This window comes from Variovorax dokdonensis, assembly GCF_030316895.1.
GTDB classification, from domain to species: Bacteria; Pseudomonadota; Gammaproteobacteria; order Burkholderiales; family Burkholderiaceae_C; genus Variovorax; species Variovorax dokdonensis.
The window spans coordinates 1,496,015-1,521,721 of record NZ_JASZYV010000001.1 but is presented as its reverse complement, the minus strand read 5'-3'; the positions used below and the strand labels follow the sequence as shown (position 1 = coordinate 1,521,721).

Below are 25,707 nucleotides of genomic sequence, written 5' to 3'. Positions count from 1 at the left end.
AAGCAAGGGACAATGTGACCCCCACGAGAATCGATGGAAATACCGCGATGGACACCAAGACGATCCAGATCAACCGCCGCAGCGCCAACATCACCGAGGGCAAGGCCCGCGCCTCCAACCGCTCCATGTTCTACGCCATGGGCTACGAGGAAGGCGATTTCAAGAAGCCGATGGTCGGCGTGGCCAACGGACACAGCACCATCACCCCCTGCAATTCGGGCCTGCAAAAGCTGGCGGACGCCGCCATTGCCGGCATCGAGGAAGCCGGCGGCAACGCCCAGGTGTTCGGCACGCCGACCATCTCCGACGGCATGGCCATGGGCACCGAGGGCATGAAGTACTCGCTGGTCAGCCGCGAAGTGATCTCGGACTGCATCGAAACCTGCGTCGGCGGCCAGTGGATGGACGGCGTGGTCGTCGTCGGCGGCTGCGACAAGAACATGCCCGGCGGCATGATGGGCATGCTGCGCGCCAACGTGCCGGCCATCTACGTCTACGGCGGCACCATCCTGCCGGGCCGCTGGAAGGGCCAGGACCTGAACATCGTGAGCGTCTTCGAGGCGGTCGGCCAGAACGCGGCCGGCAACCTGAGCGACGAAGACCTCAAGGAGATCGAGCAGCGCGCCATTCCGGGCACGGGCTCCTGCGGCGGCATGTACACCGCCAACACCATGTCCAGCGCCTTCGAGGCGCTGGGCATGAGCCTGCCCTACTCGTCGACCATGGCCAACCCGCATGACGAGAAGGAAAACTCCGCCCGCGAATCGGCCAAGGTGCTGATCGAGGCGATCAAGAAGGACCTGAAGCCCCGCGACATCGTCACCAAGAAGGCCATCGAGAACGCGGTGGCAGTGATCATGGCCACCGGTGGTTCGACCAACGCCGTGCTGCACTTCCTGTCGATCGCCCATGCGGCCGGCGTCGAGTGGTCCATCGACGACTTCGAGCGCATGCGCAAGAAGGTGCCGGTGATCTGTGACCTCAAGCCCAGCGGCAAGTACCTCGCGGTCGACCTGCACAAGGCCGGCGGCATCCCGCAAGTGATGAAGATCCTGCTCAAGGCGGGCCTGCTGCACGGCGATTGCATGACCATCACCGGCCAGACGATCGAGGAAGTGCTCAAGGACGTGCCCGACACGCCGCGCGCCGACCAGGACGTGATCCGGCCGATCGACAAGCCGATGTATGCCGAGGGCCACCTGGCCATCCTCAAGGGCAACCTGTCGCCCGAAGGCGCTGTCGCCAAGATCACAGGCCTGAAGAACCCGGTCATCACCGGCCCGGCACGCGTGTTCGACGACGAGCAGTCGGCCCTGCAGGCCATCCTGGACGGCAAGATCGTCGCCGGCGACGTGATGGTGCTGCGCTATCTGGGCCCCAAGGGCGGACCGGGCATGCCCGAAATGCTGGCGCCGACGGGCGCGCTGATCGGCGCCGGCCTCGGCGAAAGCGTGGGACTGATCACCGACGGCCGCTTCTCCGGCGGCACCTGGGGCATGGTCGTGGGCCACGTCGCCCCCGAGGCCTATGCCGGCGGCTTGATCGCCTTCGTGAACGAAGGCGACTCCATCACCATCGACGCGCACCAGCTCAAGCTGGAACTGAACGTGCCCGAAGCCGAAATCGCCAAGCGCAAGGAGGGCTGGAAGGCTCCGGCGCCACGCTACACGCGGGGGGTGCTGGCCAAGTTCGCCTTCAACGCGTCGAGCGCCAGCTCCGGCGCGGTGCTCGACAAGTATTGAGCGGACGGCCCGCTTGCAAGGCCGTCGCCCGCGGCCTTGCCGGCGGGCGGCGGCGAGTCATGCGCCTCAGAGCGCCATCGACGGACGCTGCGCCATCGCGGCACGCCAGCGCAGGACGTTGGGGTGCCGCTGCTCGTCTGGCCGGATCTTCACCACCCGCGCGAAGTCGACGGCCACGACTGCCGTGATGTCGGCCACGCTGAAGCGCTCGGTCGCGACAAAGCCTCGGCCTTCGAGCCGCTGATCGAGCCAGAGCAGAAACTGCTGCACCCGGGCAAGGCCGCGCTGCGCCAGTTCGGGAATCTGCGCGTAGTCCACCGGCCCCGGCAGCGCCCGGTTGGCCATGGCCGGCGCGCTGTTTCTCATGGCCTCGGCAATCCCTAGCAGGCCTTCGAACTCGATGCGCCAGTTCCAGCTGGCGATCTCGGCTTTCTCAAGCGGCGTGATGCCCAGAAGCGGCGGCTCGGGGTAGCGCGCTTCAACGTAAGCCGTGATGGCCGCGTTGTCCGTCAGCGACGCGCCATCGTCGGCCACCAGCAGCGGCACCGTGCATTGCGGGTTGAGCGCACGATACGGCTCGCGCAGATGTTCGCCATTGCGCAGGTCCACTTGGACGGTGTCGTGCTTCACGCCCTTCTCCGCCAGGAAGATACGCGCACGGCGAGGGCTCGGCGCCGTGCTGCAGTCGTAGAGGGTGATCAACGCGGTCTCCTCGTTCCGCTAGGACTCCGCACCGTCCAGCTTGTCCTGCGTCCGCTTCTCGAAGTCTTCGGCATCGTGCCGCTCATGAAGCTGGCTGGACGGCTGTCCCCATGTACGGTTGACCATGCGCCCGCGCTGTACCGCCGGCCGCTTGGCGATCTGGTCGGTCCAGCGCAAGACATGGCTGTATTCGTGCACCTGCAGGAATTCGCCCGCTTCGTACAACTGCCCCTTGACCATCGTTCCGTACCACGGCCAGACGGCCATGTCGGCGATGGTGTAGGTGTCGCCTGCCAGAAACTCGTGATCCGCAAGGTGCTTGTCCAGCACGTCCAATTGCCGCTTCACTTCCATGGCATAGCGGTCGATGGCGTACTCGATCTTGACGGGCGCGTAGGCGTAGAAATGCCCAAAGCCGCCTCCAAGAAACGGTGCGCTGCCCATCTGCCAGAACAGCCACGACAAGCACTCCGCACGCGCGGGTGGGTCTGCAGGAAGAAAGGCACCGAATTTCTCGGCCAGGTACAGCAGGATCGCACCGGACTCGAAGACGCGAATGGGCGTTGGACCGCTGCGATCCCAAAGCGCGGGAATCTTCGAGTTCGGGTTGGCCGCGACGAAGCCGCTGCCGAATTGCTCGCCCTCGTTGATTCGAATGAGCCAGGCGTCGTACTCGGCGCCCCGTTGGCCTTGCTCGAGCAATTCCTCCAGCATCACGGTCACCTTCACGCCATTGGGCGTGGCCAGCGAATAGAGCTGGAAAGGGTGCCGGCCGACCGGAAGGTCCTTCTCATGCGTGGCGCCTGAAATCGGACGGTTGATGTTCGCGAACTTGCCGCCGTTATCGCGGTTCCACGTCCAGACCGTGGGCGGCGTGTAGCCAGGTGAAGCGCTCATCCATGGATCTCCTTAGCTGATGAACGCTGCAGTATGGGTGCAATGCCCGAGCGCTGCAGGCATGGGAGCGACGCGTTGTCGCGAACGCGAACAGCGAGCTGGTCGGGCGCGTGGCCGAAATCAGCGGCGCCGGTCGCGGGAGCGGCTGTTCAGCATGCCCAGTTGGCTGCGCTGGCGATCGATGCGGTCCTGGCGACGCACTTCCTCCCGCTCCATGGCCTTGCGTTTGGTATAGCCGGACCAATCCGCCCAGGCCCACCAGGCCAGCGCCAAGCCGAATGGCGACAGAACGACGAGCCAGCTCCACTGCGCGACCGGCCCCACCTCGAAGAATTTGAGGGCCACCAGCAGCAGGCCCAGGCCAAGGAACCACATCGTTTACGCTCCGCATTCAGCGGCAGATGTGCAACACCGACTCGTCGGGTGCCCATGCACTGCCTACAATGAACCAATAGTCACCAAATGTAGCGCAGCCTTGACTGCGCGAGGTTCCCATGATGCGCTCGCTGTTGTTTTTTCTTTGCCTGTCCGCCGGGGTCTCGGCGCCTGCTCTGGCCGACCTGGAACTGGCCAAGTCGAAGAACTGCATGACCTGCCATGCGGTCGACAAGAAGGTGATCGGCCCGTCATTCAAGGACGTGGCCGCCAAGTACAAGGACGATGCCGGCGCCGTGGACAAGCTTGCCACCAAGATCCTCAAGGGTGGCTCCGGCGTTTGGGGCCCAGTGCCCATGCCTGCCAACACGCAGGTGAGCGAGGCCGACGCGAAGAAGCTGGCCGCCTGGGTGCTTCAGGCGAAATAGCAGCCGGCTTCTGCTGCCCTGCGGGCTTTCAGATCTGAGGGTTGATGTCGGTCGGCGCCTTCTGGCGCTCGATGCGATCTTCCAATTGCCCGATGTGCGCGGCCGTGGTGTTGTCGGACTGATCGACGCGTGACTTGAACGCGGCCTCCAAGTGCTCCACCCGCGCGATGAACTGGCGCTGCGCCTCGGCCAGTTGGGCGGCGCGCGCCTGTTCCTGCGCATCCAGGTAGGTCCGCAGTTCGGTGAAGCGCGAGGCCTCGGCCTTGTCGGCCAGCTCGCGCTGAACCTGCATTTCCTTCGAATGCCGGCGCGTCTCGAGCATCACGGTGCTTTGCAGATACAGCACATAGGCCAGGCAGATGACGCCCAGCGCAATGGTCAGGCCGAGCATGATCAGCCCCAGCGGCGCAGTCGTTTCCATGAAGCCCAGCGACATGGTCGTGGGCGTTGAAAGTTGCGTCCAGTTGAGTGCCGCCAGTGCCGCAATGAGCAGCACGACGAGCAGGACGATTCCGGTTCGAAGACGCATGATTGAACTTCCTCCTGACGTTGGGTTTGTAGGTGCGTTTGTAACCCAAGTCCAGGTCCGGCCCGTGTGGGACACGGGCGCGGCCGCTGAAGGACTCGCACCGGCCGGGCGAGTCAGGGGTGCGCTCAGTTGGTCTGGGAAAGCTGATCGAGGATCGCCGGGTTCTCGAGCGTCGAGACGTCTTGCGTGATGGCCTCGCCCTTGGCAATGGAACGCAGCAGGCGACGCATGATCTTGCCGCTGCGCGTCTTGGGCAGGTTCTCGCCGAAGCGGATGTCCTTGGGTTTGGCGATCGGGCCGATCTCCTTGGCCACCCAGTCGCGCAGCTGCGCGGCAATCTGCTTGGCCTCGTCGCCCGTGGGACGCGACCGCTTGAGCACCACGAACGCGCAGATGGCCTCGCCGGTGAGGTCGTCCGGCCGGCCCACCACGGCGGCCTCGGCCACCAGATCGGTCTTGGCGACAAGCGCGGATTCGATCTCCATGGTGCCCAGGCGGTGGCCGGAGATGTTGAGCACGTCGTCGATGCGGCCCGTGATGCGGAAGTAGCCACGGTCGGCGCTGCGCACGGCGCCATCGCCGGCCAGATAGACGTTGCCGCCCATCTCCTCGGGGAAATAGCTCTTCTTGAAGCGCTCGGGATCGCCCCAGATATTGCGGATCATCGATGGCCAGGGCCGCTTGATAACCAGCATGCCGCCCGCACCATTGGGTAGGTCCTTGCCCGTCTCGTCGACGATGGCCGCCATGATGCCCGGCAGCGGCAACGTGCACGAACCCGGCACCAGCGGCGTGGCACCCGGCAGAGGCGTGATGACGTGGCCGCCCGTCTCGGTCTGCCAGAAGGTGTCGACGATCGGGCAGCGCTCGCCGCCGACGTTACGGTGGTACCACATCCACGCCTCCGGGTTGATGGGCTCGCCCACCGAACCGAGGATGCGCAGCGAAGACAGATCCCAGTTCTTGGGATGGACCTTCTCGTCAGAATCGGCCGCCTTGATCAGCGAGCGGATGGCCGTGGGCGCCGTGTAGAAGATCGACACCTTGTGCTTCTCGATCATCTGCCAGAACCGGCCGGCGTGCGGGAAGGTCGGAACGCCCTCGAACACCACCTGCGTCGCGCCCGCGGCGAGGGGGCCGTAGGCCACGTAGGTGTGGCCGGTGATCCAGCCGATGTCGGCGGTGCACCAGAACACGTCTTCGGGACGGATGTCGAAGGTCCATTCCATCGTCATCCGCGCCCAAAGCATGTAGCCGCCGGTGGAGTGCTGCACGCCCTTGGGCTTGCCCGTGGAGCCGGAGGTGTAGAGGATGAAGAGCGGATGCTCGGCGCCCACGGCGGTGGGCGGGCAGTGAATGTTCTGGCCTTCCAGCACCTCGGCGAAGGTCCTGTCCCGGCCTTCGACACGGTTCCAGGGGCTGAGCGTGCGCTCGTAGACCAGCACCGTCTTGATGCTCTCGCAGCCGCCCAGTGCGATGCCGTCGTCGACGATGGATTTGAGCGGCAGCTCCTTGCCGCCCCGAAGCTGGAAGTTGGCGGTGATGACGGCCACCGCACCGGCGTCGATGATGCGCTCGTTCAGCGCCTTGGCCGAGAAGCCGCCGAACACGACGCTGTGGGTGGCGCCGATGCGCGCGCACGCCTGCATGGCCACCACGCCCTCGATGGTCATCGGCATGTAGATGATGACCCGGTCGCCCTTGCCGATGCCCTGCGACTTCAGCGCATTGGCGAACTGCGAGACGCGCACCAGCAAATCCTTGTAGGTGATGCTGCTGACCTGGCCGTCGTCCGCCTCGAAGACGATGGCGGTCTTGTTCTCGACCGGCGTGCCGATGTGGCGATCGAGGCAGTTGGCGCTGGCATTGAGCTCACCATCGTCGAACCAGCGGTAGAAGGGGACGTTCGATTCGTCCAGCACGCGCGTGAAGGGCTTGGTCCAGTTCAGCTTTTCCTTGGCCTGGCGCGACCAGAAGCCCTCGAAGTCCGTCTCGGCCTCCTTGCACAGCGCCTCGTAGGCCTCCATGCCGGCAATGCGCGCGCCATTACGGGCGGCATCGCTGGGAGGGAACACCCGGTTCTCGACCAGCACGGATTCGATCGTGTTCGTTGCGTTGCTCATGCAGCTTGTCTCCAGTATTCAACGGGTACAGCGGAAATTATGGGCGCCTCGTACTTACGGGCCACTGACGCTCGCTGGATGGTAGCCCTTGCCAATCATGCCCGCGAGCTTGGACACAATCGCACCATAGAATCCCTGGCACTGCATCCAAGCCCGGATGTCTGACCATCCCTGATTTCCCCATGTCCATGCCCAACCCGTTGCTTCCGCCCGGAGGATCGTCCTCGCCGATGCGTCCCCTGCCCAAGCTGATCTTCGCCAGCCGCTGGCTACAACTGCCGCTGTACCTGGGGTTGATCATTGCCCAGGGCGTGTATGTGGTTCACTTCCTGGTCGAACTGCTGCACCTTGTCGAGGCGGCGTTCGGAAGCGAGAAGGCGCTGCAGGCACTGGTCACCAGCATCGGCTACAAGACCAGCGCTCCCATCACCACGCTCAACGAGACGGTGATCATGCTGGTGGTGCTGGCGCTGATCGACGTGGTGATGATCTCCAACCTGCTGATCATGGTGATCGTCGGCGGCTACGAAACTTTCGTCAGCCGCATGGACCTGACGGGGCACCCCGACCAGCCCGAGTGGCTCAGCCACGTGAATGCGTCTGTGCTCAAGGTGAAGCTGGCAATGTCGATCATCGGCATCAGCTCGATCCACCTGCTCAAGACCTTCATCAACGCAGACAACTACACCGAGAAGGTGCTGATCGCGCAGACGGTGATCCACGTCGCCTTCCTGCTGTCGGCCATGGCCATCGCCTATACCGATCGCCTGATGATGGGCAACGGCGAGAAGCACTGATTCGCAAGGCCGCTCAGCGCCCGATCATGTTTTCCGGCACCACCCACTGATCGAACTGCGCGGCCGTCAGGTGGCCACTGGCAATGGCCGCCTCGCGCAGGCTCGTGCCTTCCTTGTGCGCCTTCTTGGCAATGGCCGCGGCCTTGTCGTAGCCGATGTGGGTGTTGAGCGCCGTCACCAGCATCAGTGAGCGCGACACCAGTTCCTTGATGCGCTGCCGGTTGGGCTCGATGCCTGCGGCGCAGTGGTCATTGAAGCTGACCATGCCATCGGCCAGCAGGCGCACGCTCTGCAGGAAGTTGTGGGCCACCATCGGCCGAAAGACATTGAGCTCGAAATTGCCCGACGCGCCGCCGAAGTTGATGGCGACGTCGTTGCCGAAGACTTGCGCCGCCAGCATCGTCACCGCTTCGCTCTGAGTCGGATTGACCTTGCCGGGCATGATGGATGAGCCGGGCTCGTTTTCCGGGATGCTCAACTCGCCGATGCCGCTGCGGGGGCCACTGGCCAGCCATCGAACGTCGTTGGCAATCTTCATCATGCTGGCGGCCAGGGTCTTGAGCGCGCCATGCGCGTTCACCAGGCCATCGACAGAGGCCAGAGCCTCGAATTTGCTGGGCGCCGTCACGAAAGGCAGCCCGGTGAGCGCAGCCAGCTCTTCGGCCACTCCTTCGGCATAGCCTTTGGGGGCATTCAAACCGGTGCCCACGGCCGTCCCGCCAAGTGCCAGTTCGCACAGGTGCGGCAACGCATCCTTCACGTGGCGCTCGCCGTGCGCCAGTTGCGCCACCCAGCCCGACATCTCCTGCCCCAGCGTGAGCGGCGTGGCGTCCTGCAAATGGGTGCGCCCGATCTTCACGATGCCGTCGAAATCCCGCGCCTTCTTCTCCAGCGTACCGCGCAGCTTGGCGATCGCGGGCAACAGCCGATGCGTGATGGCCTCCACCGCGGCCACGTGCATCGCGGTGGGAAAGACGTCGTTGCTCGATTGGCTGCGGTTGACGTCGTCGTTGGGATGGACGAGCCGCCCTTCGCCGCGCTCGCCGCCCATCAGCTCACTGGCCCGATTGGCCAGCACCTCGTTGACGTTCATGTTGGTCTGGGTGCCCGAGCCCGTCTGCCAGACCACCAGCGGAAATTCGTCGGGGTGCTTGCCTGCCAGCACCTCGTTTGCGGCGGCAATGATCGCGTCCGTCTTGCGCGCATCGGCCAGGCCCAGTGAGTGATTGACCCTGGCGGATGCCCGCTTGACGAGTGCCAGTGCCCGGATGATCTCCGCCGGCTGCCGCTCGCCCGAGATATCGAAGTTCTGCAGCGATCGCTGTGTCTGCGCGCCCCAGAGTCGATCACCGGGAACCTCGATCGGGCCGAAGGTATCGCGCTCGACGCGGGGTGAGCTGGAGGTGCTGCGCATCTTGATTCCCGGATTGGTAGAAAGGTAGTCGCACCATAGCGCCGGCGAATGCCCCGCGCATGCGACGGCATGCTTTTCCCACGCCAGTTCCCTGGTTCGCCGGTTCGCACGTTTGACTTACCTCATGCCGTGAAGTTATTATCGACGGCTTCAAACGATTCGTTTGGGTATCTGGCGCGGCACTGCCGCTTCGGGATGCTCGAAGAATCTCGCCGGTGCTACTCGCGGACTGAACATGCGTCCCGTCGCGGCACTGGTTTGTTCTTTGCCGGGCCATGGGTGCCCCGGCCTATTGCCCCGGAACTTCCGGGGGCCGATGCCACGCCATCCCGCGCGCCGTCACCGTCGTCGATCTTTCGCCCCAGCCAAGTGCCAAAGCGATCGAGAAGCGACTTGGCGTCAGTGCGCGCCGCAGGGGCATCGCGCGTGTCACGAGAAAAAGGAGGAAAAAACATGGCCAAGTCCATCGAGATCGACCACGTCTTCAAGGTGTTCGGCGATCGTCCACAACAAGCCATGGAATTGGTGCGCAAGGGCGCCACCAAGCAGCAGGTGCTGGAGCGCACCGGCCAGTCCATCGGCGTCTTCGACGCATCCTTCGAGATTGGCGCCGGCGAGATCTTCGTCGTCATGGGTCTGTCGGGTTCGGGCAAGTCCACGCTCGTGCGCCTCATCAACCGACTGATCGAGCCGACCGCCGGCCGGATCGTCATCGACGGTGCCGACATCAATCGATACAGCGACGCGCAGTTGCGCGAGCTTCGGCGCAAGGACATCAGCATGGTGTTCCAGTCCTTTGCCCTGATGCCGCACATGAACGTGCAGGCCAACGCTGCCTTCGGACTTGAATTGGCCGGCGTGAGCCGCGCGGAACGCCTCCCGCTGGCAGATGCCGCGCTGGAACAAGTGGGGCTCGCAGGTTGGGGCCAGAGCTACCCCGATGAACTGTCGGGCGGGATGCAGCAGCGCGTCGGCCTGGCCCGCGCGCTGGCCTCCGACCCGTCGATCCTGCTGATGGACGAAGCGTTCTCGGCCCTCGACCCGATCATCCGCACCGAGATGCAGTCCGAGTTGCTGCGGCTGCAGCAGGTCAAGCGCCGGACGATCGTCTTCATCTCGCACGACCTGGACGAAGCCATGCGCATCGGCGACCGCATCGCCATCATGAAAGACGGCCAAGTGGTCCAGGTCGGTACGCCCGATGACATCCTGCGCAATCCCGCCAACGACTACGTGCGCGATTTCGTGCGCGGCGTGGACGCGTCGGTGGTGTTCAAGGCGGGCGACATCGCACGTCGGGCGCCCACCGTGGTCAGCGAGCATGCCGATCGCGGCTGCCGCGCGGCGCTGAGCATGCTGGAAGACCAGGATCGCGATTTCGCCTACGTGCTCAGCCCGGATCGACGCTACCTGGGCGCCGTCTCGGCCGACTCGCTGCGCGCCGCGCTGCGCGGCCACACCGGGCCACTGGGCTTGCATGCGGCCTTGCTGCCCCAGGTGCAGACGATCGAAGCCGACCAACCCGTGGCGGATCTCTTCGGCCATCTGGCGCAGGCGCCCTGCCCGTTGCCGGTGGTCCAGGACGGTCGCTTCCGTGGCGTCATCAGCAAGACCACCTTGTTGAAGTTCCTCGACCGCGACACCCCGCATATCGAAGCCGGCACCGCCGTGGCGCATTGAGAAACGAGGAGAGCCCTTCATGACCGAACTCGCATCCAACACCACGACCGCCGAATCCGCATCGACCGTGGCCGATCCCTGGGCCGCCGTCGGCCAGGCAAGCTCCGCCGTCAATGCAAGCGCTGCCGACCCATCGGCCAATGCCGGCGCAATGCCTGCTGTCCAAGCGGCCCCTCAGACCTACCTCGATCCCTGGACCGGCAGCATGGACCCGGTCGCAAGTGGCGCGGGCGCCATCGACGCACCGACCCAGGTCGCCCATGCGGCGAGCAACGCGGTTGCTGCTGCCCCGGACGCGCATTCGGCCGGCGGCTTCGCGCTCCATCAACTCTGGGATGGCACTTTGCCCGTCGAACAGTGGATCAACCAGGGACTGGATTGGGTCGTCACTCATTTCCGCCCTCTTTTCCTTTCAGTGCGCGTGCCTGTCGACCATGCGCTCGGCGGCATCGAAGACGCCCTGACCGCTCTGCCCGCGCCCGCTGTGATCGCGATCGTGGCCTTGCTGGCATGGCAATTCGCAGGCCGCGGCGTGGCCATTGGCATCGGCATTGCGCTTTCGGTGATTGCCATGCTCGGCATCTGGCCCGAGGCCATGACGACGCTGTCGCTGGTGCTGACGTCGCTTGTGTTCTGCATGGTCATCGGCCTGCCGCTGGGCGTGCTGCTGGCGCGCAGCGACCGGCTCCAGCGCTTCATGCGCCCGCTGCTGGACGCCATGCAGACCACGCCCGCCTTCGTCTACCTGGTCCCAGTGGTCATGCTGTTCGGCATCGGCAACGTGCCGGGCGTGATCGTCACTGTCATCTTTGCGCTGGCCCCACTGGTGCGTCTGACCGACCTGGGCCTGCGCCAGGTCAGGCCTGATCTGGTAGAGGCCGCGCGCTCGTACGGTGCGTCCCCCATGCAACTGTTGCTCAAGGTGCAGTTGCCGCTTGCCATGCCTTCGATCATGGCGGGCATTAACCAGGCACTGATGATGTCGCTGTCGATGGTGGTCATTGCTTCGATGATCGCGGTCGGCGGCCTGGGCCAGATGGTCCTGCGCGGCATTGGCCGGCTGGACATGGGACTGGCGACCGTGGGTGGGCTCGGCATCGTCCTGCTGGCGATCTCGCTCGACCGCCTCACGCAGGCGATGGGGCGCCCTCAACGCGCCGCAGGCCAGCGCTGGCGCAGCGGGCCGGTCGGCCTGCTGTTGGGACTGGCGAAGCCGCGCTCCGCCGCCTCGGCTGCTTCGGCCCCACCCGCCTCGCCGGGTATCGCCGCCGCAGCCTCCGGCGGAGGACTGGCCGCCACCGCTTCGCATTGAAATCCGCATTCACGTCAGAGAGGAGAGACTACCGATGACCATTCACACTCGATCCAACCTCAGCAGCCTGCGCACTTTGCGCAGCGCCGTCATCGCTGCATGCCTGGGCGCACTGGGCGCAACCGGCGCGCTGGCCGCCGACCTCCCGGGCAAGGGCATCACCGTCATGCCGGTGCGCAGTTCGCTGGCCGAAGAAGCCTTCCAGACGCAACTGGTGGTCCGTGGCCTGGAACGCCTCGGGTACAAGGTAGCGTCGACGAAAGAGATCGAGCCCGCCACCGCACACGTCGCGGTCGCCAACGGCGACGCCACCTTCATGGCCAATCACTGGACCGGGCTGCATGATGCGTACTACGCCAACACTGGCGGCGACGCCAAGCTGTGGCACCGGGGCGTGTACATCCGCGGCGCGGTGCAGGGCTACCTGATCGATCGCAAAACGTCCGAGAAGCATCGAATCGAGAACGTGGACCAGTTGCGCGACCCGAAGATCGCTGCACTGTTCGACACCGACCGCGACGGCAAGGCCGATCTGACCGGCTGCACGCCCGGCTGGGGCTGCGAACTGCTGATCGAGAACCACCTGACGGCTTACAAATTGCGCGATACGGTCACGCACAAGCAAGGCAACTACCCCGCCTTGATGGCGGACACCATCCAGCGCTACAAGGCTGGAAAGCCGATCCTCTACTACACCTGGACGCCCTACTGGGTCAGCGCCGAGCTCGTGCCCGGCAAGGACGTCGTGTGGCTGCAGGTTCCCTTCTCGTCCTCGCCTGGCGGCAAGAAGGTGGACACCCGCCTGCCCAACGGGAAGAACTACGGCACCCTGCCGTCGGAGCAATGGATCGTGGCCAACAAGGCCTTCATCGACAAGAACCCTGCGGCGGCCAAGCTGTTCTCGTTGATGACGCTGTCCATTTCCGACATCAACGCGCAGAACCTGCGCATGCGCGCCGGCGAGGACAAGCCCGCCGACATCGCGCGCCATGCGGACGCCTGGATCGCCGCGCATCAGAAGCAGTTCGACGACTGGGTCGCGCAGGCCAAGGCAGCCAGTAGCGCCGACTGATTCGCTCTGCCGCCGGTGCCTGCCGCCATGTCCCACGGCGGGCAGCCGGTGCGTGACGGATGGGATAATTGCGGTCTGCCCCCGATCGACCCATCCAATCACATGCCTACGACCATCCAAGCCGCAGACCTGACCGAATCGATCAGCGCCGCGCTGCAGTACATCAGCTACTACCACCCCGCCGACTACATCGCCCACCTGGCCCGCGCCTACGAGCGCGAACAGAGCCCAGCCGCCAAGGACGCGATGGCGCAGATCCTCACGAACAGCAAGATGAGCGCCACGGGCCACCGCCCGATCTGCCAGGACACCGGCATCGTGAACGTGTTCCTCAAGGTGGGCATGGACGTGCGCTGGGAAGGCTTCGAGGGCAGCCTGGACGATGCCATCAACGAAGGCGTTCGCCGCGCCTACAACCACCCGGACAACACGCTGCGCGCCTCGGTGGTGGCCGACCCCCAGTTCGCTCGCAAGAACACCAAGGACAACACGCCGGCCGTGATCTTCACAGAGATCGTGCCCGGCAACACGGTCGAAGTCACCGTGGCCGCCAAGGGTGGCGGCAGCGAGAACAAGAGCAAGCTCGTCATGCTCAATCCCGGCGACAGCGTGGTCGACTGGGTGCTCAAGACGGTGCCGACGATGGGCGCCGGCTGGTGCCCACCCGGCATGCTGGGCATCGGTATCGGCGGCACCGCCGAGAAGGCCGCGCTGATGGCCAAGGAAAGTCTGATGGACGACCTGGACATGCACGAACTGCAGGCCAAGGCCGCCAGCAAGGCAGACCTGAGCGATGTCGAGAAGCTGCGCCTGGAGCTCTACGAGAAGGTCAACGCACTGGGCATCGGCGCGCAGGGCCTGGGTGGCCTGGCCACCGTGCTGGACATCAAGATCAAGATGTATCCCACGCACGCGGCCAGCAAGCCCGTGGCCATGATCCCCAACTGCGCGGCCACGCGCCACGCGCACTTCGTGCTCGACGGCTCCGGCCCGGTCTACCTCGAGGCGCCCTCGCTCGACCTGTGGCCCAAGGTCGATTGGCAACCCGACACGCAAAAGAGCACCCGCGTCGACCTCGACACCCTGACGCCCGAAGTGGTGGCGAGCTGGAAGCCTGGCCAGACCCTGCTGCTCAACGGCAAGATGCTCACCGGCCGCGACGCCGCACACAAGCGTATTCAAGGCATGTTGGCCAAGGGCGAAAAGCTGCCGGTGGACTTCACCAACCGAGTCATCTACTACGTCGGCCCGGTCGATCCGATCGGTGACGAGGCCGTCGGACCCGCCGGTCCCACCACCGCTACCCGCATGGATGGCTTCACCGAGATGATGCTGGCGCAGACCGGCCTGATCGCCATGATCGGCAAGGCCGAGCGCGGCCCGGTCGCCATCGAGGCCATCAAGAAGCACAAGAGCGCCTACCTCATGGCCGTGGGCGGCGCTGCCTATCTGGTCAGCAAAGCCATCAAGAAGGCCAAGGTCGTGGGCTTCGAAGACCTCGGCATGGAGGCCATCTACGAATTCGAAGTGGTCGACATGCCGGTCACAGTGGCGGTCGACGCGGGCGGCACCAGCGCGCACATCACCGGCCCGGCCGAGTGGAGCAAGCGCATCGCCAGCGGCGAGTTCAAGGGCATCGAACTCACCACCGCTTGAACCCATCGGCCAACGCCGCAGCCCTGTCGCAAGACGCAGCCATCGGCGTCTTCGACAGTGGCGTCGGTGGACTGAGCGTGCTTCGCGCGATGCGCGAAGAGCTGCCTGACGAGCACTACGTCTATTTTTCCGATTCGGCCCATGCGCCCTACGGCGAGCGCGATCCGTCGCACGTCGTCGAGCGCACGGTGCATGCGGTCGAGCAACTGCGCAACGCCGCCCCGGGCATCAAGCTGTTCGTCATGGCCTGCAATACGGCCACCGCAGCAGCCGTCCACGTCGTGCGCGAGCGCTGGCCCGATCTGCCGGTGGTGGGCATGGAGCCTGGCCTCAAACCTGCAGCGACCTCAACCCGCAGTGGCACGGTGGCGGTTCTCGCAACGCGCAGCACGCTCCAAAGCGCCAAGTTCAATGCGTTGAGGCAAGTGATCGCCGAGCAATACCCCAAGCTCGTCGTCCGTGCGATTGCCTGCGACGGCCTGGCCGGCGCCATCGAGGTCGGGGATGCGCCGCTGGCCGAAGCGCTGGCGGTGCGCTACCTCGATGAAGCAGGCCCGCTGGGCAGCGGCTCGGGCGAGGCAGACGCCGTGGTCCTCGGCTGCACACACTATCCCTTCGTGCTGGACGCGTTGCGACGTCACGCGCCTGCGAACGTTGCCTTCATCGACACCGGCGCGGCCGTGGCTCGACAGGCACGGCGCAAGCTGGCGGAGCATGGCCTGCTGCGCAAGTGCGACCTCGACAGCCCCGCGACCATCGAGCTCCGAACGAGCGGCGATCCCCAAGCCTTGCATGCGTTTGCGGCGCAATGGCTGGGCTTTGCCGCGCGCCCCGAGAGCGGCGCCTAGGCCGCCGCGCGGCGTAGCGCGAGCGCCCTCAGGCTGGGCTCTTCTCGATCGCCGCTGCTCGGCCGCGCTTCATGTCGATGGGAAGCAGCAAGAGCAATCCCGCGATGAACAGCACAGTCGTTGCAAGGATCGCCACACGCTGGTTTCCGTGCGTGGCCCAGGTCACAAGGCCATACGCCAGCGGACCGATGATGGCAGCCAGCCGCGTGGCGAAACTCCAGAGCCCGAAGAACTCCGCCATCTGCAGCGGCGGCGCCAAGACGCCTACCATGGCCCGTCCCGCGCTCTGGCTCGACCCCATCGCCAGGCCAGCGATAGCCGCCGCGACCCAGAATCCCCCTTTGGTCGTGACCGAAGCGGCGATGAGGCACACGGCCATCCAGGCGACCAGCGTGATCGACAGCGCCAGCCTGTGACCCAATCGGTCCTGCACATAGCCGAAGGTGAAGGCGCCACCGGCAGCCGCCAGATTCAGCACGAAGATCAGAACCATGGTCTCTTGCGGCTTGAAGCCGATCACCTGCTCCGCATAGATGGCCGCGAGCGTGATCGCTACGGCGACGCCGCCCTGGTAGCACACGGTGCACGCCAAGAGCCACACGAAGTCCCGGTAGCGGCGCGCGCCTTGCCAGGTCGACCTCAGCTGCTGCCACGCGCCGATACCCCTATCCACCCGAGGCTGCGCCCGCTCCGGCAGCAAGGAAAAGGTGACTGCCGCGGCGACCGCATAGATGCCTGCCGTGATCAACATGCAAACCGGAACAAAGTGCGACGCGGGAAGGCCCTGAGCCTGCGACCAGAGCACGTAGCCGAGGCTGATACCAAGGGCGAGCATTCCACCCACGTAGCCGAAACTCCATCCCCAGCCACTGACCTTGCCCATGCCCTGCGCAGTGGCAAGTTCGGGCAGGAATGAAGCGATGAGCGACTCGCCGTAAGAATAGAAGGTGTTCGACACCACGATGAACAGCATCGCGGCAATGACGGCTTCCGTGCCGGACAAGCGCGGCGTCCACGCCAGCAACGCCGTTCCCACCACGCAGCCGATGGTTGCCAGCATCAACAGGCGCTTCTTGCCGGCATGCAGGTCGGCCCAGGCGCCAAGCGCCGGCATGCTGAGCATCACGATGGCATACGACAGGCTCAGCGCACTCGTCCATGCGAGCGTCGCCCAGTGAGCGCCCTTCGCCAGGCCTCCGACAAAGTACGCCGAGAACACGGCGGTGATCACCACCGTCGTGTAGCCGGAGTTGGCGAAGTCGTACATGGCCCAGCCAAAGACTTCGCGCTTGCGTACCCCTGGACGGAGTGCTGATGAAGAGTCGTGCAACAACTGCGGCTTTCCGTGAACAAGAACGACGGAAAGCATAGCCGAGCGTTGCACGCAAGAGCGGCGGCGTCATCCGGGGGGTGGCGCAAACCGCGCGACCCCGAGAGGATCCGTTCTAGTGCAGGTGTCGCGGGCGGCGGCCGCCGCCGTGGCCGCCCGCGCCGGGGCCGCCACTACCCCCTCGTGGACGCTTGCCGATCTCCAGTGAACTGACCAGTGCGTCGAAACGGTCGGAGAAGAGGCGATCGATTTCGGCCACCACTCCCCCCAACTCGGCGCCCTCGAAGTGGCGCTCCATCAAGTGCACCACGTCCTCCACAAGAAGGTCGCGCTGGACCTGCATGATCGCGGCGGGATTCGGACCGACGAAAAGCATGACGAAGTCGTCGCGCGACTCTTCCTCAGGGTCGCCCTCTTCCTCGTCGTAATCGGTGTCGTAGAAGGTCACTTCAATGGCCGCGCCGCGCTCGGCCAACTCATTCAAGCTCATGCACATTTCGTCGAGCGCATGACGGAAGTCCTCGTCGCCGGCCACCGTCCAGCACATCTGCAGGACGTGTTCCTTCTGCTCGAAGCGGATGCCGGGCTCCTCTTCATAAGAGCTTGCCGCGGCGTCGACCAGGGACTTGGCACCTGCGTACTGCCAGATGGGTTTGAGGGCATCCTGGATCTGCGCAAAGCTCACGTCTGCGCGCAAAGGCACGTCGCCGTGCACATGGATTTCGAATGGAGCGTTGTAGCTGGACATGTCTTGCTCCCTTGTCATGTGGTGGTGCCCGGAGCCGGGGTCGAACCGGCACGCCCCGTTGAAGGGAAAGCGGGGGATTTTAAGTCCCCTGTGTCTACCAATTTCACCATCCGGGCGTCGCGTTGCTCCGTCGTCGAAGATACCCCAAAACAAATCAGCCCCGCCAAACCGATGGCGGGGCTGAAGTGCCGGGCGAAGCACGTAGTTTACGCCAGGCCACGGACGGCACGCGGATGGGCGCAAGCGAGCCCCGGTGGGGCGGCCCCACCCGCCCTACCAAACACGTCATCGACGAAAGCATCGTGCGTCTCGTGGAACGGAGCCGCAGCTCGCAGAGCAAATCAAAAGAAATAGCAAACCCAAGGAGATGTTTTGTCGGACGACATTACGATTGAAAATCAATTTTCCCAATTATCGATGAGAAATTTCGTTGAATATTAGCAACACACCCGACAGCGCAACGCATTCATCTACCATATTTGCGAACGAAGCCAGCAGTTTAATTCCCACCATATCCCGCAAATGTCCTCATCAATATTCATGATGAAAATTGACATGAATCGTCAAATGCGGATCTGGTGGAATGTCGTCCACACATGTCATTTCAGCCTCCACATTCGCTCAAGATCTGGTCAGAGACCCGCCCTCTCGGTACAAGCCTCCAGCGCGCAGAGGCTGCCGTACGAGCCCAACCGCGCAACGCGCGATCCAGGTGGCTTCTTTTCGAGCTGGTTTGCATTCTGGGAAAATGGGAGCGAGCCCTAATTCAATTGGAAATTTGGGCCAAACTTGAAAACGCGTCGAAAGATACCCTCAGAATTTTTCGGAATTTAATTCAAGGAGAAATTCAGCGCGAGAAAATTCTTAGTGGCCTTGCGGCACCTTCCATTTGTGGCGCCCCCAACGGTCTGACTGCAATTTGGATGCTCAAGTTGGCGCAAGCCATGCGCGCTGTTGCCCATGCCGGCAACGATCCGCTCGCAGCCATCGCTGCGGGCGACGCGATGCGCCGAGCCGCGTTGGCAGAAGCACCGCAATCATCGGGGACTGCAAATGGGTCACTGAATTTCCAATGGCTCACCGATTCAGACACTCGGCTCGGGCCGGTGTGCGAGATGACGCTGGCTGAAGGCTATCGATGGCTTGCCTTCGGAAATATCTGTCGGATCGACAGAGGCACATCGGGTGGTCTGCTCGATCTCATCTGGGCCCCCGCCCAGATTGAACTGCGTCACGGCGAGACGATCGCGGGTCACCTACCCATGCGCTATCCGTTGAAAAAGGACGATCGCGATGAGTTGCTGATGTGCCGGGAAACGGCTTGGACCACGCTGGGTGAAACAGGGATCCTGGGCCATGGACAGAAAGTCTGGCGCACCGACCAAGGCAACCTGGCGCTGCACGACCTCAGGACCTGCGTGTTCAATTGAGCCTGCGCCCCGTATTCCGGGGCGGTGGGGCAACCGCGTCAATTGAAGGTGGAGGCGCGAACCAGAGTCGAACTGGTCTAACCGGATTTGCAATCCGGGGCATAACCGCTTTGCTATCGCGCCAAAATCGATGCCTCGCAGCGAAGACCTATGCTTGATCTGTCGCTGACAAAAAAGGGAAGCTTTTGCTTCCCTTTCCTGTAGGTAATTCTGGAGCGGGAAAGGAGGCTCGAACTCCCGACCTCAACCTTGGCAAGGTTGCGCTCTACCAACTGAGCTATTCCCGCATCTCGAAGCCTTCGATTATAGCGCAGTTTTTTGCGCTATGGCCGCCAGGCACGACGATGAACTCGTCGCAACGACTCAATGTCGCGACGAGTTCAATGCGAGATCAGTGCTTGACCTTGCCAGAGCCTTCGCCCGGCTGAACGGAGCGCTGGCGAGCCAGTTCCGCCATCGCGGCCTGCGATGCCGCCACCTCTTCGTCAGACAAAGGCGTCGGTGGCTTTTCCAATGCAACCTCGAGCACCTTGTCGATCCACTTCACCGGAATGATCTCCAGGCCGTTCTTGACGTTCTCGGGAATGTCCTGCAAGTCCTTGGCGTTCTCTTCAGGAATCAGCACCGTCTTGATGCCCCCGCGCAAGGCCGCCAGCAGCTTTTCCTTGAGGCCGCCAATCGCTGTGACTTCGCCACGCAACGTGATCTCCCCGGTCATGGCCACATCCCCGCGCACCGCGATACCGGTGAGCGCCGAGACCAGTGCCGTCGTCATCGCGGCGCCTGCGCTCGGACCGTCCTTGGGCGTAGCGCCATCGGGAACGTGGATATGGATGTCGCGCTTCTCGAAGACGTCGTCGCGAATGCCCAAGCGGCTAGCGCGGCTGCGAACCACCGTGCGTGCGGCTTCGACCGACTCCTTCATCACGTCGCCCAGCGAACCGGTGCGCGCGATCACGCCCTTGCCTGGCATGCTCACCGCCTCGATGGTCAGCAAGTCGCCGCCCACCTCGGTCCATGCGAGCCCGACAACCTGACCCACCTGGTTCTGCTGCTCGGCACGGCCGTAGCTGTACTTGCGCACACCCAGGAAGTCGTTGAGGTTGTCTGCGTTGACGGTGACCAACGGCGTCAGCTTCTTGAGCTGGATGCCCTTGACGACCTTGCGGCAGATCTTCGACAACTCGCGCTCCAGCGAACGCACGCCAGCCTCACGGGTGTAGTAGCGCACGATGTCGCGCACTGCTTCCTCGGTGACGAGAAGTTCGCCTTCCTTCACGCCGTTGTTCGACAACTGCTTGGGCAGCAGGTATTTCAGCGCGATGTTGGTCTTTTCATCCTCGGTATAGCCCGAGAGGCGAATCACTTCCATCCGATCCAGCAGCGCTGGCGGGATGTTCATCGAGTTCGAAGTGGCGACAAACATCACGTCGGACAGGTCGAAGTCGACCTCAACGTAGTGATCGCCAAAGGTGTGGTTCTGCTCCGGGTCAAGCACCTCGAGCAGCGCCGAAGACGGATCACCGCGGAAATCGGTGCCCAGCTTGTCGATCTCATCGAGCAAGAACAGCGGATTGCGCGTGCCCACCTTGTTGAGGCTCTGCAGCACCTTGCCCGGCAACGCGCCGATGTAGGTGCGGCGGTGCCCGCGGATCTCCGCTTCATCGCGCATGCCGCCAAGGGCCATGCGCACGTATTTGCGGCCGGTAGCCTTGGCTACCGACTGGCCCAGCGACGTCTTGCCGACGCCCGGAGGGCCCACGAGGCACAGGATAGGCGCCTTGACCTTGTCCACGCGCTGCTGCACCGCAAGGTATTCGAGGATGCGGTCCTTGACCTTTTCAAGCCCGTAGTGATCCTCGTTGAGCACCTCCTCGGCATGACCGAGGTCGTGCTTGATCTTGGTCTTTTTGCTCCAGGGCAGGCCGACCAGAACGTCGATGTAATTGCGCACCACCGTCGCTTCGGCCGACATCGGCGACATCAGCTTCAGCTTCTTGAGTTCGGCGTCGGCCTTCTTGCGCGCCTCCTTGGGCATCTTGGCGAGCTTGATCTTTTTCTCGATCTCCTCGATGTCTGCGCCGTCCTCGCCCTCGCCAAGCTCCTTCTGGATGGCCTTGACCTGCTCATTCAGATAGAAGTCGCGCTGGTTCTTTTCCATCTGGCGCTTCACACGCCCGCGAATCTTCTTGTCGACATTCAGGATGTCGACTTCGCGCTCGAGTTGGGAGAACAGGTTTTCCAGCCGATCCTTGACCTTGTCGAGGTCCAGCACGCTCTGCTTGTTTTCAAGCTTGAGCGGCAGGTGGGCGGCAATGGTGTCGGCCAGCCGACCGGCAGCATCGATGCTCGAGATCGACGTGAGGATTTCCGGCGGGATCTTCTTGTTGAGCTTGACGTACTGGTCGAACTGCTGCATCACCGCGCGGCGCAGCGCTTCGACCTCGTTGTCGACCGCGCCAGAGCCATCAGCAGCCTCCACGGGCGTGACGTTGGCGCTGAAGTGCGTCTCGTGATCATCGATCTGGTTGACCTTGGCGCGCTGCTGGCCCTCGACCAGGACCTTCACGGTGCCGTCTGGCAGCTTGAGCATCTGCAGGATGGTCGATACACAACCGACCTCGAACATGTCATCGGTCGAAGGCTCGTCCTTGGCGGCGGTCTTCTGCGCCACCAGCATGATGCGACGCTCGGCCTCCATGGCCAGTTCCAGCGCCTTGATGCTCTTGGGGCGGCCGACGAACAAGGGAATGACCATGTGGGGGAACACCACCACATCTCGCAGCGGCAAGAGCGGCAGGTCGACCGGGTCGGAAGGCAGGGGGGTATGTCCGGACATGGCAATCCTTCTGGGAATATCAGACAAAGATGGTCAGGATCGCGCGCTTTTCAAGAGCGCGCGGCAAACCCGAGGGAAACGCGCATCGATGCGCGGCCAGGAGAAGTGCGCAAGACTGGGCCACTAGGCCTTCTTGGCCGCCTCGCGGTACACAAGCAGCGGCGGCTTGTTCTCGTCGATGGTGGATTCATCGACGACCACTTTTTCGACATTGGCGGTGTTTGGCAGATCGAACATCGTGTCGATGAGCGACTGTTCGAGGATCGAACGCAGGCCACGCGCGCCGGTCTTGCGCGCCAGCGCCTTGCGCGCAATGGCCTTGAGCGCGGCGGGACGTATCTCGAGTTCCACGCCCTCCATCTGCATCAGCTTGTGGAACTGCTTGACCACCGCGTTCTTGGGCTCGGTGAGGATGCGCACGAGCGCGTCCTCGCTCAGTTCAGCCAGCGAGGCAACCACGGGCATCCGGCCCACCAGTTCGGGGATCAGGCCGAACTTGATCAGGTCCTCGGGCTCGACTTCACGGAATACCTCGGTCAAGCTGCGCTGCTTCTTGCTGCGCACCGCAGCACCAAAACCGATGCCGGACGCCTCGGTCCGGTTTTCGATGACCTTTTCGAGCCCAGCGAAAGCGCCGCCGCAGATGAACAGGATGTTGGTCGTGTCGATCTGCAGGAAGTCCTGGTTCGGGTGCTTGCGTCCACCCTGGGGCGGAACGCTGGCCATCGTGCCTTCGATCAGCTTGAGCAGCGCCTGCTGCACGCCCTCCCCCGACACGTCTCGCGTGATGCTGGGGTTGTCGGACTTGCGGGAGATCTTGTCGATCTCGTCGATGTACACGATGCCGCGCTGTGCGCGCTCGACCTCGTAGTTGCAGCTTTGCAGCAACTTCTGAATGATGTTCTCGACGTCTTCGCCGACGTAGCCAGCCTCGGTCAGCGTGGTGGCGTCCGCCATCACGAACGGAACATTGAGCTGCCGCGCCAGCGTCTGGGCCAGAAGCGTCTTGCCCGAGCCGGTGGGCCCGATCAGGAGAATATTGCTCTTGGAAAGCTCGACATCGTCACCGCCGGCCTTTTCCTTGTGCTTGAGCCGCTTGTAGTGGTTGTAGACGGCGACCGCCAGCATCCGCTTGGCGGCCTCCTGCCCGATGACGTAGTTGTCGAGATTCGCCTTGATTTCCGACGGCGCGGGCAGGTCGCCCTTGGCCTCACGGCCTTCCTCGGCGGCGGGCAACTCGTCACGGATGATCTCATTGCACAGGTCGATGCACTCGTCGCAGATGAACACCGAAGGCCCGGCGATGAGCTTCTTCACCTCATGCTGGCTTTTGCCGCAGAAGGAGCAGTAAAGCGTTTTCTCGCTGGAAGAGCCTTTTTTGTCGGCCATGGAGGGATGCCTCGTAACGGGAGTGTGTCAATGATAGCGAAACAAAAACGGCGTTCTCCATGTGGAAAACGCCGTGCCGAAGAGCGGGCGGCAAGCCGGCTCAGCCGCGCTTGTTGATGACCTGGTCGACCAGGCCGTATTCCTTGGCCTCGTCGGCCGTGAGGAAATAGTCGCGCTCGGTATCGGCCTTCACTTTTTCAAGCGGCTGGCCGGTGCGCTCGGCCAGGATCCGGTTCATCTGGTCCTTGGTACGCAGGATGTCCCGCGCGTGGATCTCGATGTCAGTCGCCTGGCCGCGTGCGCCGCCCAGGACCTGGTGAATCATGACCTTCGAATTAGGCAGCGAAAAGCGCTTGCCCTTTTCGCCGGCGGCCAGCAGGAACGCGCCCATGCTGGCTGCGAAGCCGATGCAAAGGGTGGAGACGTCCGGCTTGATGAACTGCATGGTGTCGTAGATCGCCATGCCGGCGCTGACGCTGCCGCCCGGGGAGTTGATGTAGAAGGAGATGTCCTTGTCAGGATTCTCGCTCTCGAGGAACAGCAACTGCGCCACCACGAGGTTGGCGGTCTGGTCGTTGACCTCGCCCACCAGGAAGATCACGCGCTCCTTGAGAAGGCGCGAGTAGATGTCGTACGACCGCTCGCCGCGGCCCGACTGCTCGATCACCATCGGGATCATCCCGAGGGCTTGTGTGTCCTGTGCGCTCATGTATTGCTCCGACAAAGTGCGTGTACTTTACCCAAACGAAATGGGGCTCGTGCGCCAAAGCACAAGCCCCATGTCCGACCAGGGACGCGGCGGCAGGCGCCGCGTCAGACTCAAGCCTGTTGCTGCTGAGCCATCAGTTCGTCGAAGGCCACCTTCTTTTCGGTGACCTTGGCCTTGCCCAGCACGAAGTCGGTGACGTTGTTCTCAATCACCACGGCTTCGACCTCGGCCAGTCGGCGCGGTTCGCTGTAGTACCAGCGCACCACGTCGGCCGGACGCTCATAGCTGGCGGCCATTTCTTCCACGTGAGCCTTGATCTGCTCCGGCTTGGCCGTCAGGTCGTTGGCGCGAACCAACTCGGCCACCACCAGGCCCAGGCGTACGCGACGCTCGGCCTGCGGGCGGAACACCTCGTCGGGGATCGGCGCCTTGTCGGCGTCCTTGATGCCGCGCTGCTTGAGTTCGGCGCGAGCATTCTCGACCATGCGTTCGATCTCGGCTTGCACGCTGGCATTGGGCAGGTCGAGTTCGGCGTTGGCGATCAGCGCATCCATGACAGCCGTCTTGTTGCGCGCCAGCAGGCGGAACTTGACTTCGCGCTCCAGATTCTTGCGGACATCGGCGCGCAGGCCTTCGACCGTCGCATCCTCGATGCCCAGCGACTTGGCCAATTGCTCGTTCACTTCGGGCAGGTTGGCCGCTTCGAGCTTCTTGACCGTGACCATGAAGTCGGCTTGCTTGCCGGCCACTTCGCGGCCGTGATAGTCCTCGGGGAAAGACAGCGGGAACGTGCGGCTGTCGCCCACCTTCAGGCCCGCCACGGCGTCCTCGAACTCCTTGAGCATCTGGCCTTCGCCCACGATGAACTGGAAATCTTCGGCCTTGCCGCCCTGGAATGGCTCGCCATCGATCTTGCCTTCGAAGTCAACCGTCACGCGGTCGCCGTCTTGCACGGTCGAGCCCTGGGGACGCAGGGCGAAAGTGCGGCGCTGGCGGCGCAGGATGTCGATGGTCTTGTCGATGGCGTCGTCACCCACTTCGGCGTCGAGCTTTTCGACGGTGGCGGACGTCAGATCGTTGATCTTGACTTCGGGGAACACCTCGAACACCGCGTCGAAGGCCATTTCGCCTTCGGGGGCGCCGTCCTTTTCGGTGATGCGGGGCTGGCCCGCCACGCGCAGCTTGGCCTCGTTGGCAGCCTGGGAGAAGGCTTCGCCGACCTTGTCGTTCATGACCTCGTAGTGCACCGAGTACCCGTAGCGCTGGGCCACGACACTCATCGGCACCTTGCCCGGGCGGAAGCCGTCCATGCGAACGGTGCGCGCCAGCTTCTTGAGGCGGCTGTCGACCTCGGACTTGATGACGCCGACCGGCAGGGTCAGGGTCATCTTTCGTTCGAGCTTCTCGAGGGTTTCAACATTCACGGTCATTTCCATTTTTCCTTGGGGAGGTTCGTCTCTGCTCTGGTGCGCGGGGCCGGACTCGAACCGGCACGCTCTTGCGAGCGTCAGGACCTAAACCTGGTGCGTCTACCAATTTCGCCACCCGCGCCGGCTGCTTATCGCAAAGACTTCAAGCAGATTCTTCTGGTTGCGGGCATCTTCGCCTGGAAGGTTGGCCATCGACGTGGCACCGACCGGCCGAAGCCGCCCGCGAAATTGGACAACCTGTTATTTTAATCTGCTTC

At 63.7% G+C, this 25,707-nt stretch carries 21 protein-coding genes and 4 tRNA genes; 9 read left to right on the top strand and 16 right to left on the bottom strand.

Annotation, left to right across the window (positions count from 1 at the left end; genetic code table 11):
- Window positions 1-47: 47 nt before the first annotated feature.
- Window positions 48-1,742, top strand: a complete 1,695-nt coding sequence (gene ilvD / locus QTH91_RS07035; protein ID WP_286659284.1) for a dihydroxy-acid dehydratase — start codon at window positions 48-50, stop codon at window positions 1,740-1,742.
- Between the two features lie 66 nt (window positions 1,743-1,808).
- Here ilvD and QTH91_RS07030 read toward each other — a convergent pair whose 3' ends face one another.
- The 3 genes from QTH91_RS07030 to QTH91_RS07020 form a co-directional block, all read right to left on the bottom strand.
- Window positions 1,809-2,444 (bottom strand): glutathione S-transferase family protein, encoded by a 636-nt coding sequence (locus QTH91_RS07030; protein WP_286659283.1) that lies wholly within the window; start codon window positions 2,442-2,444, stop codon window positions 1,809-1,811.
- A gap of 18 nt (window positions 2,445-2,462) precedes the next feature.
- On the bottom strand, window positions 2,463-3,341 hold the full coding sequence (gene yghU / locus QTH91_RS07025; protein ID WP_286659282.1) for a glutathione-dependent disulfide-bond oxidoreductase: 879 nt from the start codon (window positions 3,339-3,341) through the stop codon (window positions 2,463-2,465).
- Between the two features lie 120 nt (window positions 3,342-3,461).
- Entirely contained in the window at window positions 3,462-3,716 is a 255-nt protein-coding gene (locus QTH91_RS07020) for a TIGR04438 family Trp-rich protein (protein ID WP_286659281.1), read from the bottom strand.
- A gap of 122 nt (window positions 3,717-3,838) precedes the next feature.
- On the opposite strand from QTH91_RS07020, the gene QTH91_RS07015 reads away from it, so the two are divergent.
- On the top strand, window positions 3,839-4,144 hold the full coding sequence (locus tag QTH91_RS07015) for a c-type cytochrome (protein WP_286659641.1): 306 nt from the start codon (window positions 3,839-3,841) through the stop codon (window positions 4,142-4,144).
- Between the two features lie 28 nt (window positions 4,145-4,172).
- Here QTH91_RS07015 and QTH91_RS07010 read toward each other — a convergent pair whose 3' ends face one another.
- Window positions 4,173-4,673, bottom strand: coding sequence for a LapA family protein (locus QTH91_RS07010; RefSeq protein WP_286659280.1), 501 nt, complete (start codon window positions 4,671-4,673; stop codon window positions 4,173-4,175).
- 125 nt (window positions 4,674-4,798) lie between these two features.
- On the bottom strand, window positions 4,799-6,796 hold the full coding sequence (gene acs / locus QTH91_RS07005) for an acetate--CoA ligase (RefSeq protein ID WP_286659279.1): 1,998 nt from the start codon (window positions 6,794-6,796) through the stop codon (window positions 4,799-4,801).
- A gap of 182 nt (window positions 6,797-6,978) precedes the next feature.
- Between acs and QTH91_RS07000 the strand changes: the two genes are divergently transcribed.
- Window positions 6,979-7,593: a TIGR00645 family protein gene (locus QTH91_RS07000; protein WP_286659278.1), complete on the top strand. Its 615-nt coding sequence runs from the start codon at window positions 6,979-6,981 to the stop codon at window positions 7,591-7,593.
- Window positions 7,594-7,606: 13 nt separating this feature from the next.
- On the opposite strand, the gene fumC is transcribed toward QTH91_RS07000, so the two are convergent.
- On the bottom strand, window positions 7,607-9,007 hold the full coding sequence (gene fumC / locus QTH91_RS06995) for a class II fumarate hydratase (RefSeq protein ID WP_286659277.1): 1,401 nt from the start codon (window positions 9,005-9,007) through the stop codon (window positions 7,607-7,609).
- Between the two features lie 453 nt (window positions 9,008-9,460).
- Between fumC and proV the strand changes: the two genes are divergently transcribed.
- From proV to murI, 5 genes are all read left to right on the top strand, one after another.
- Complete coding sequence (gene proV, locus QTH91_RS06990) at window positions 9,461-10,687, top strand: glycine betaine/L-proline ABC transporter ATP-binding protein ProV (RefSeq protein ID WP_286659276.1); 1,227 nt, start codon at window positions 9,461-9,463, stop codon at window positions 10,685-10,687.
- 19 nt (window positions 10,688-10,706) lie between these two features.
- The gene (gene proW, locus QTH91_RS06985) at window positions 10,707-11,999 is read left to right on the top strand and encodes a glycine betaine/L-proline ABC transporter permease ProW (protein ID WP_286659275.1); all 1,293 of its coding nucleotides are present in this window, start codon (window positions 10,707-10,709) and stop codon (window positions 11,997-11,999) included.
- Between the two features lie 34 nt (window positions 12,000-12,033).
- Window positions 12,034-13,071 (top strand): glycine betaine/L-proline ABC transporter substrate-binding protein ProX, encoded by a 1,038-nt coding sequence (gene proX / locus QTH91_RS06980; protein ID WP_286659274.1) that lies wholly within the window; start codon window positions 12,034-12,036, stop codon window positions 13,069-13,071.
- Between the two features lie 102 nt (window positions 13,072-13,173).
- Entirely contained in the window at window positions 13,174-14,727 is a 1,554-nt protein-coding gene (locus QTH91_RS06975) for a fumarate hydratase (protein ID WP_286659273.1), read from the top strand.
- Complete coding sequence (gene murI / locus QTH91_RS06970) at window positions 14,724-15,575, top strand: glutamate racemase (RefSeq protein WP_286659272.1); 852 nt, start codon at window positions 14,724-14,726, stop codon at window positions 15,573-15,575. Before QTH91_RS06975 ends, murI begins: the two co-directional genes overlap by 4 nt.
- A 28-nt stretch (window positions 15,576-15,603) precedes the next feature.
- On the opposite strand, the gene QTH91_RS06965 is transcribed toward murI, so the two are convergent.
- From QTH91_RS06965 to QTH91_RS06955, 3 genes are all read right to left on the bottom strand, one after another.
- Window positions 15,604-16,842: an MFS transporter gene (locus QTH91_RS06965; RefSeq protein ID WP_286659271.1), complete on the bottom strand. Its 1,239-nt coding sequence runs from the start codon at window positions 16,840-16,842 to the stop codon at window positions 15,604-15,606.
- Window positions 16,843-17,020: 178 nt separating this feature from the next.
- Complete coding sequence (locus QTH91_RS06960; RefSeq protein ID WP_286659270.1) at window positions 17,021-17,653, bottom strand: DUF6806 family protein; 633 nt, start codon at window positions 17,651-17,653, stop codon at window positions 17,021-17,023.
- Window positions 17,654-17,675: 22 nt separating this feature from the next.
- Window positions 17,676-17,769 (bottom strand) — tRNA-Leu (locus QTH91_RS06955).
- Window positions 17,770-18,423: 654 nt separating this feature from the next.
- Here QTH91_RS06955 and QTH91_RS06950 point away from each other — a divergent pair.
- Window positions 18,424-19,083 carry a type VI secretion system accessory protein TagJ gene (locus QTH91_RS06950; protein ID WP_286659269.1) on the top strand — a complete coding sequence of 220 codons (660 nt, stop codon included), beginning with the start codon at window positions 18,424-18,426 and terminating at the stop codon, window positions 19,081-19,083.
- A gap of 49 nt (window positions 19,084-19,132) precedes the next feature.
- On the opposite strand, the gene QTH91_RS06945 is transcribed toward QTH91_RS06950, so the two are convergent.
- The 7 genes from QTH91_RS06945 to QTH91_RS06915 form a co-directional block, all read right to left on the bottom strand.
- Window positions 19,133-19,206, bottom strand: a tRNA-Cys gene (locus QTH91_RS06945).
- Window positions 19,207-19,294: 88 nt separating this feature from the next.
- Window positions 19,295-19,370: transfer RNA gene (locus tag QTH91_RS06940), tRNA-Gly, on the bottom strand.
- 104 nt (window positions 19,371-19,474) lie between these two features.
- Complete coding sequence (gene lon / locus QTH91_RS06935; protein ID WP_286659268.1) at window positions 19,475-21,922, bottom strand: endopeptidase La; 2,448 nt, start codon at window positions 21,920-21,922, stop codon at window positions 19,475-19,477.
- Window positions 21,923-22,045: 123 nt separating this feature from the next.
- The gene (gene clpX, locus QTH91_RS06930; protein WP_286659267.1) at window positions 22,046-23,311 is read right to left on the bottom strand and encodes an ATP-dependent Clp protease ATP-binding subunit ClpX; all 1,266 of its coding nucleotides are present in this window, start codon (window positions 23,309-23,311) and stop codon (window positions 22,046-22,048) included.
- 100 nt (window positions 23,312-23,411) lie between these two features.
- Window positions 23,412-24,020 carry an ATP-dependent Clp endopeptidase proteolytic subunit ClpP gene (gene clpP / locus QTH91_RS06925; RefSeq protein WP_286659266.1) on the bottom strand — a complete coding sequence of 203 codons (609 nt, stop codon included), beginning with the start codon at window positions 24,018-24,020 and terminating at the stop codon, window positions 23,412-23,414.
- Window positions 24,021-24,130: 110 nt separating this feature from the next.
- Window positions 24,131-25,450, bottom strand: coding sequence for a trigger factor (gene tig / locus QTH91_RS06920; protein WP_286659265.1), 1,320 nt, complete (start codon window positions 25,448-25,450; stop codon window positions 24,131-24,133).
- 34 nt (window positions 25,451-25,484) lie between these two features.
- Window positions 25,485-25,571, bottom strand: a tRNA-Leu gene (locus tag QTH91_RS06915).
- Window positions 25,572-25,707 lie beyond the last annotated feature (136 nt).

Excerpts from the sequence above, each read along its gene's own strand:
- ilvD (WP_286659284.1), top strand. The coding sequence starts at position 48 with ATGGACACCAAGACGATCCAGATCAACCGCCGCAGCGCCAACATCACC.
- yghU (WP_286659282.1), bottom strand. The coding sequence starts at position 3,341 with ATGAGCGCTTCACCTGGCTACACGCCGCCCACGGTCTGGACGTGGAAC.
- QTH91_RS07020 (WP_286659281.1), bottom strand. The coding sequence starts at position 3,716 with ATGTGGTTCCTTGGCCTGGGCCTGCTGCTGGTGGCCCTCAAATTCTTC.
- QTH91_RS07015 (WP_286659641.1), top strand. The coding sequence starts at position 3,839 with ATGCGCTCGCTGTTGTTTTTTCTTTGCCTGTCCGCCGGGGTCTCGGCG.
- QTH91_RS07010 (WP_286659280.1), bottom strand. The coding sequence starts at position 4,673 with ATGCGTCTTCGAACCGGAATCGTCCTGCTCGTCGTGCTGCTCATTGCG.
- acs (WP_286659279.1), bottom strand. The coding sequence starts at position 6,796 with ATGAGCAACGCAACGAACACGATCGAATCCGTGCTGGTCGAGAACCGG.
- QTH91_RS07000 (WP_286659278.1), top strand. The coding sequence starts at position 6,979 with ATGTCCATGCCCAACCCGTTGCTTCCGCCCGGAGGATCGTCCTCGCCG.
- fumC (WP_286659277.1), bottom strand. The coding sequence starts at position 9,007 with ATGCGCAGCACCTCCAGCTCACCCCGCGTCGAGCGCGATACCTTCGGC.
- proV (WP_286659276.1), top strand. The coding sequence starts at position 9,461 with ATGGCCAAGTCCATCGAGATCGACCACGTCTTCAAGGTGTTCGGCGAT.
- proW (WP_286659275.1), top strand. The coding sequence starts at position 10,707 with ATGACCGAACTCGCATCCAACACCACGACCGCCGAATCCGCATCGACC.
- proX (WP_286659274.1), top strand. The coding sequence starts at position 12,034 with ATGACCATTCACACTCGATCCAACCTCAGCAGCCTGCGCACTTTGCGC.
- QTH91_RS06975 (WP_286659273.1), top strand. The coding sequence starts at position 13,174 with ATGCCTACGACCATCCAAGCCGCAGACCTGACCGAATCGATCAGCGCC.
- QTH91_RS06965 (WP_286659271.1), bottom strand. The coding sequence starts at position 16,842 with ATGTACGACTTCGCCAACTCCGGCTACACGACGGTGGTGATCACCGCC.
- QTH91_RS06960 (WP_286659270.1), bottom strand. The coding sequence starts at position 17,653 with ATGTCCAGCTACAACGCTCCATTCGAAATCCATGTGCACGGCGACGTG.
- lon (WP_286659268.1), bottom strand. The coding sequence starts at position 21,922 with ATGTCCGGACATACCCCCCTGCCTTCCGACCCGGTCGACCTGCCGCTC.
- clpX (WP_286659267.1), bottom strand. The coding sequence starts at position 23,311 with ATGGCCGACAAAAAAGGCTCTTCCAGCGAGAAAACGCTTTACTGCTCC.
- clpP (WP_286659266.1), bottom strand. The coding sequence starts at position 24,020 with ATGAGCGCACAGGACACACAAGCCCTCGGGATGATCCCGATGGTGATC.
- tig (WP_286659265.1), bottom strand. The coding sequence starts at position 25,450 with ATGACCGTGAATGTTGAAACCCTCGAGAAGCTCGAACGAAAGATGACC.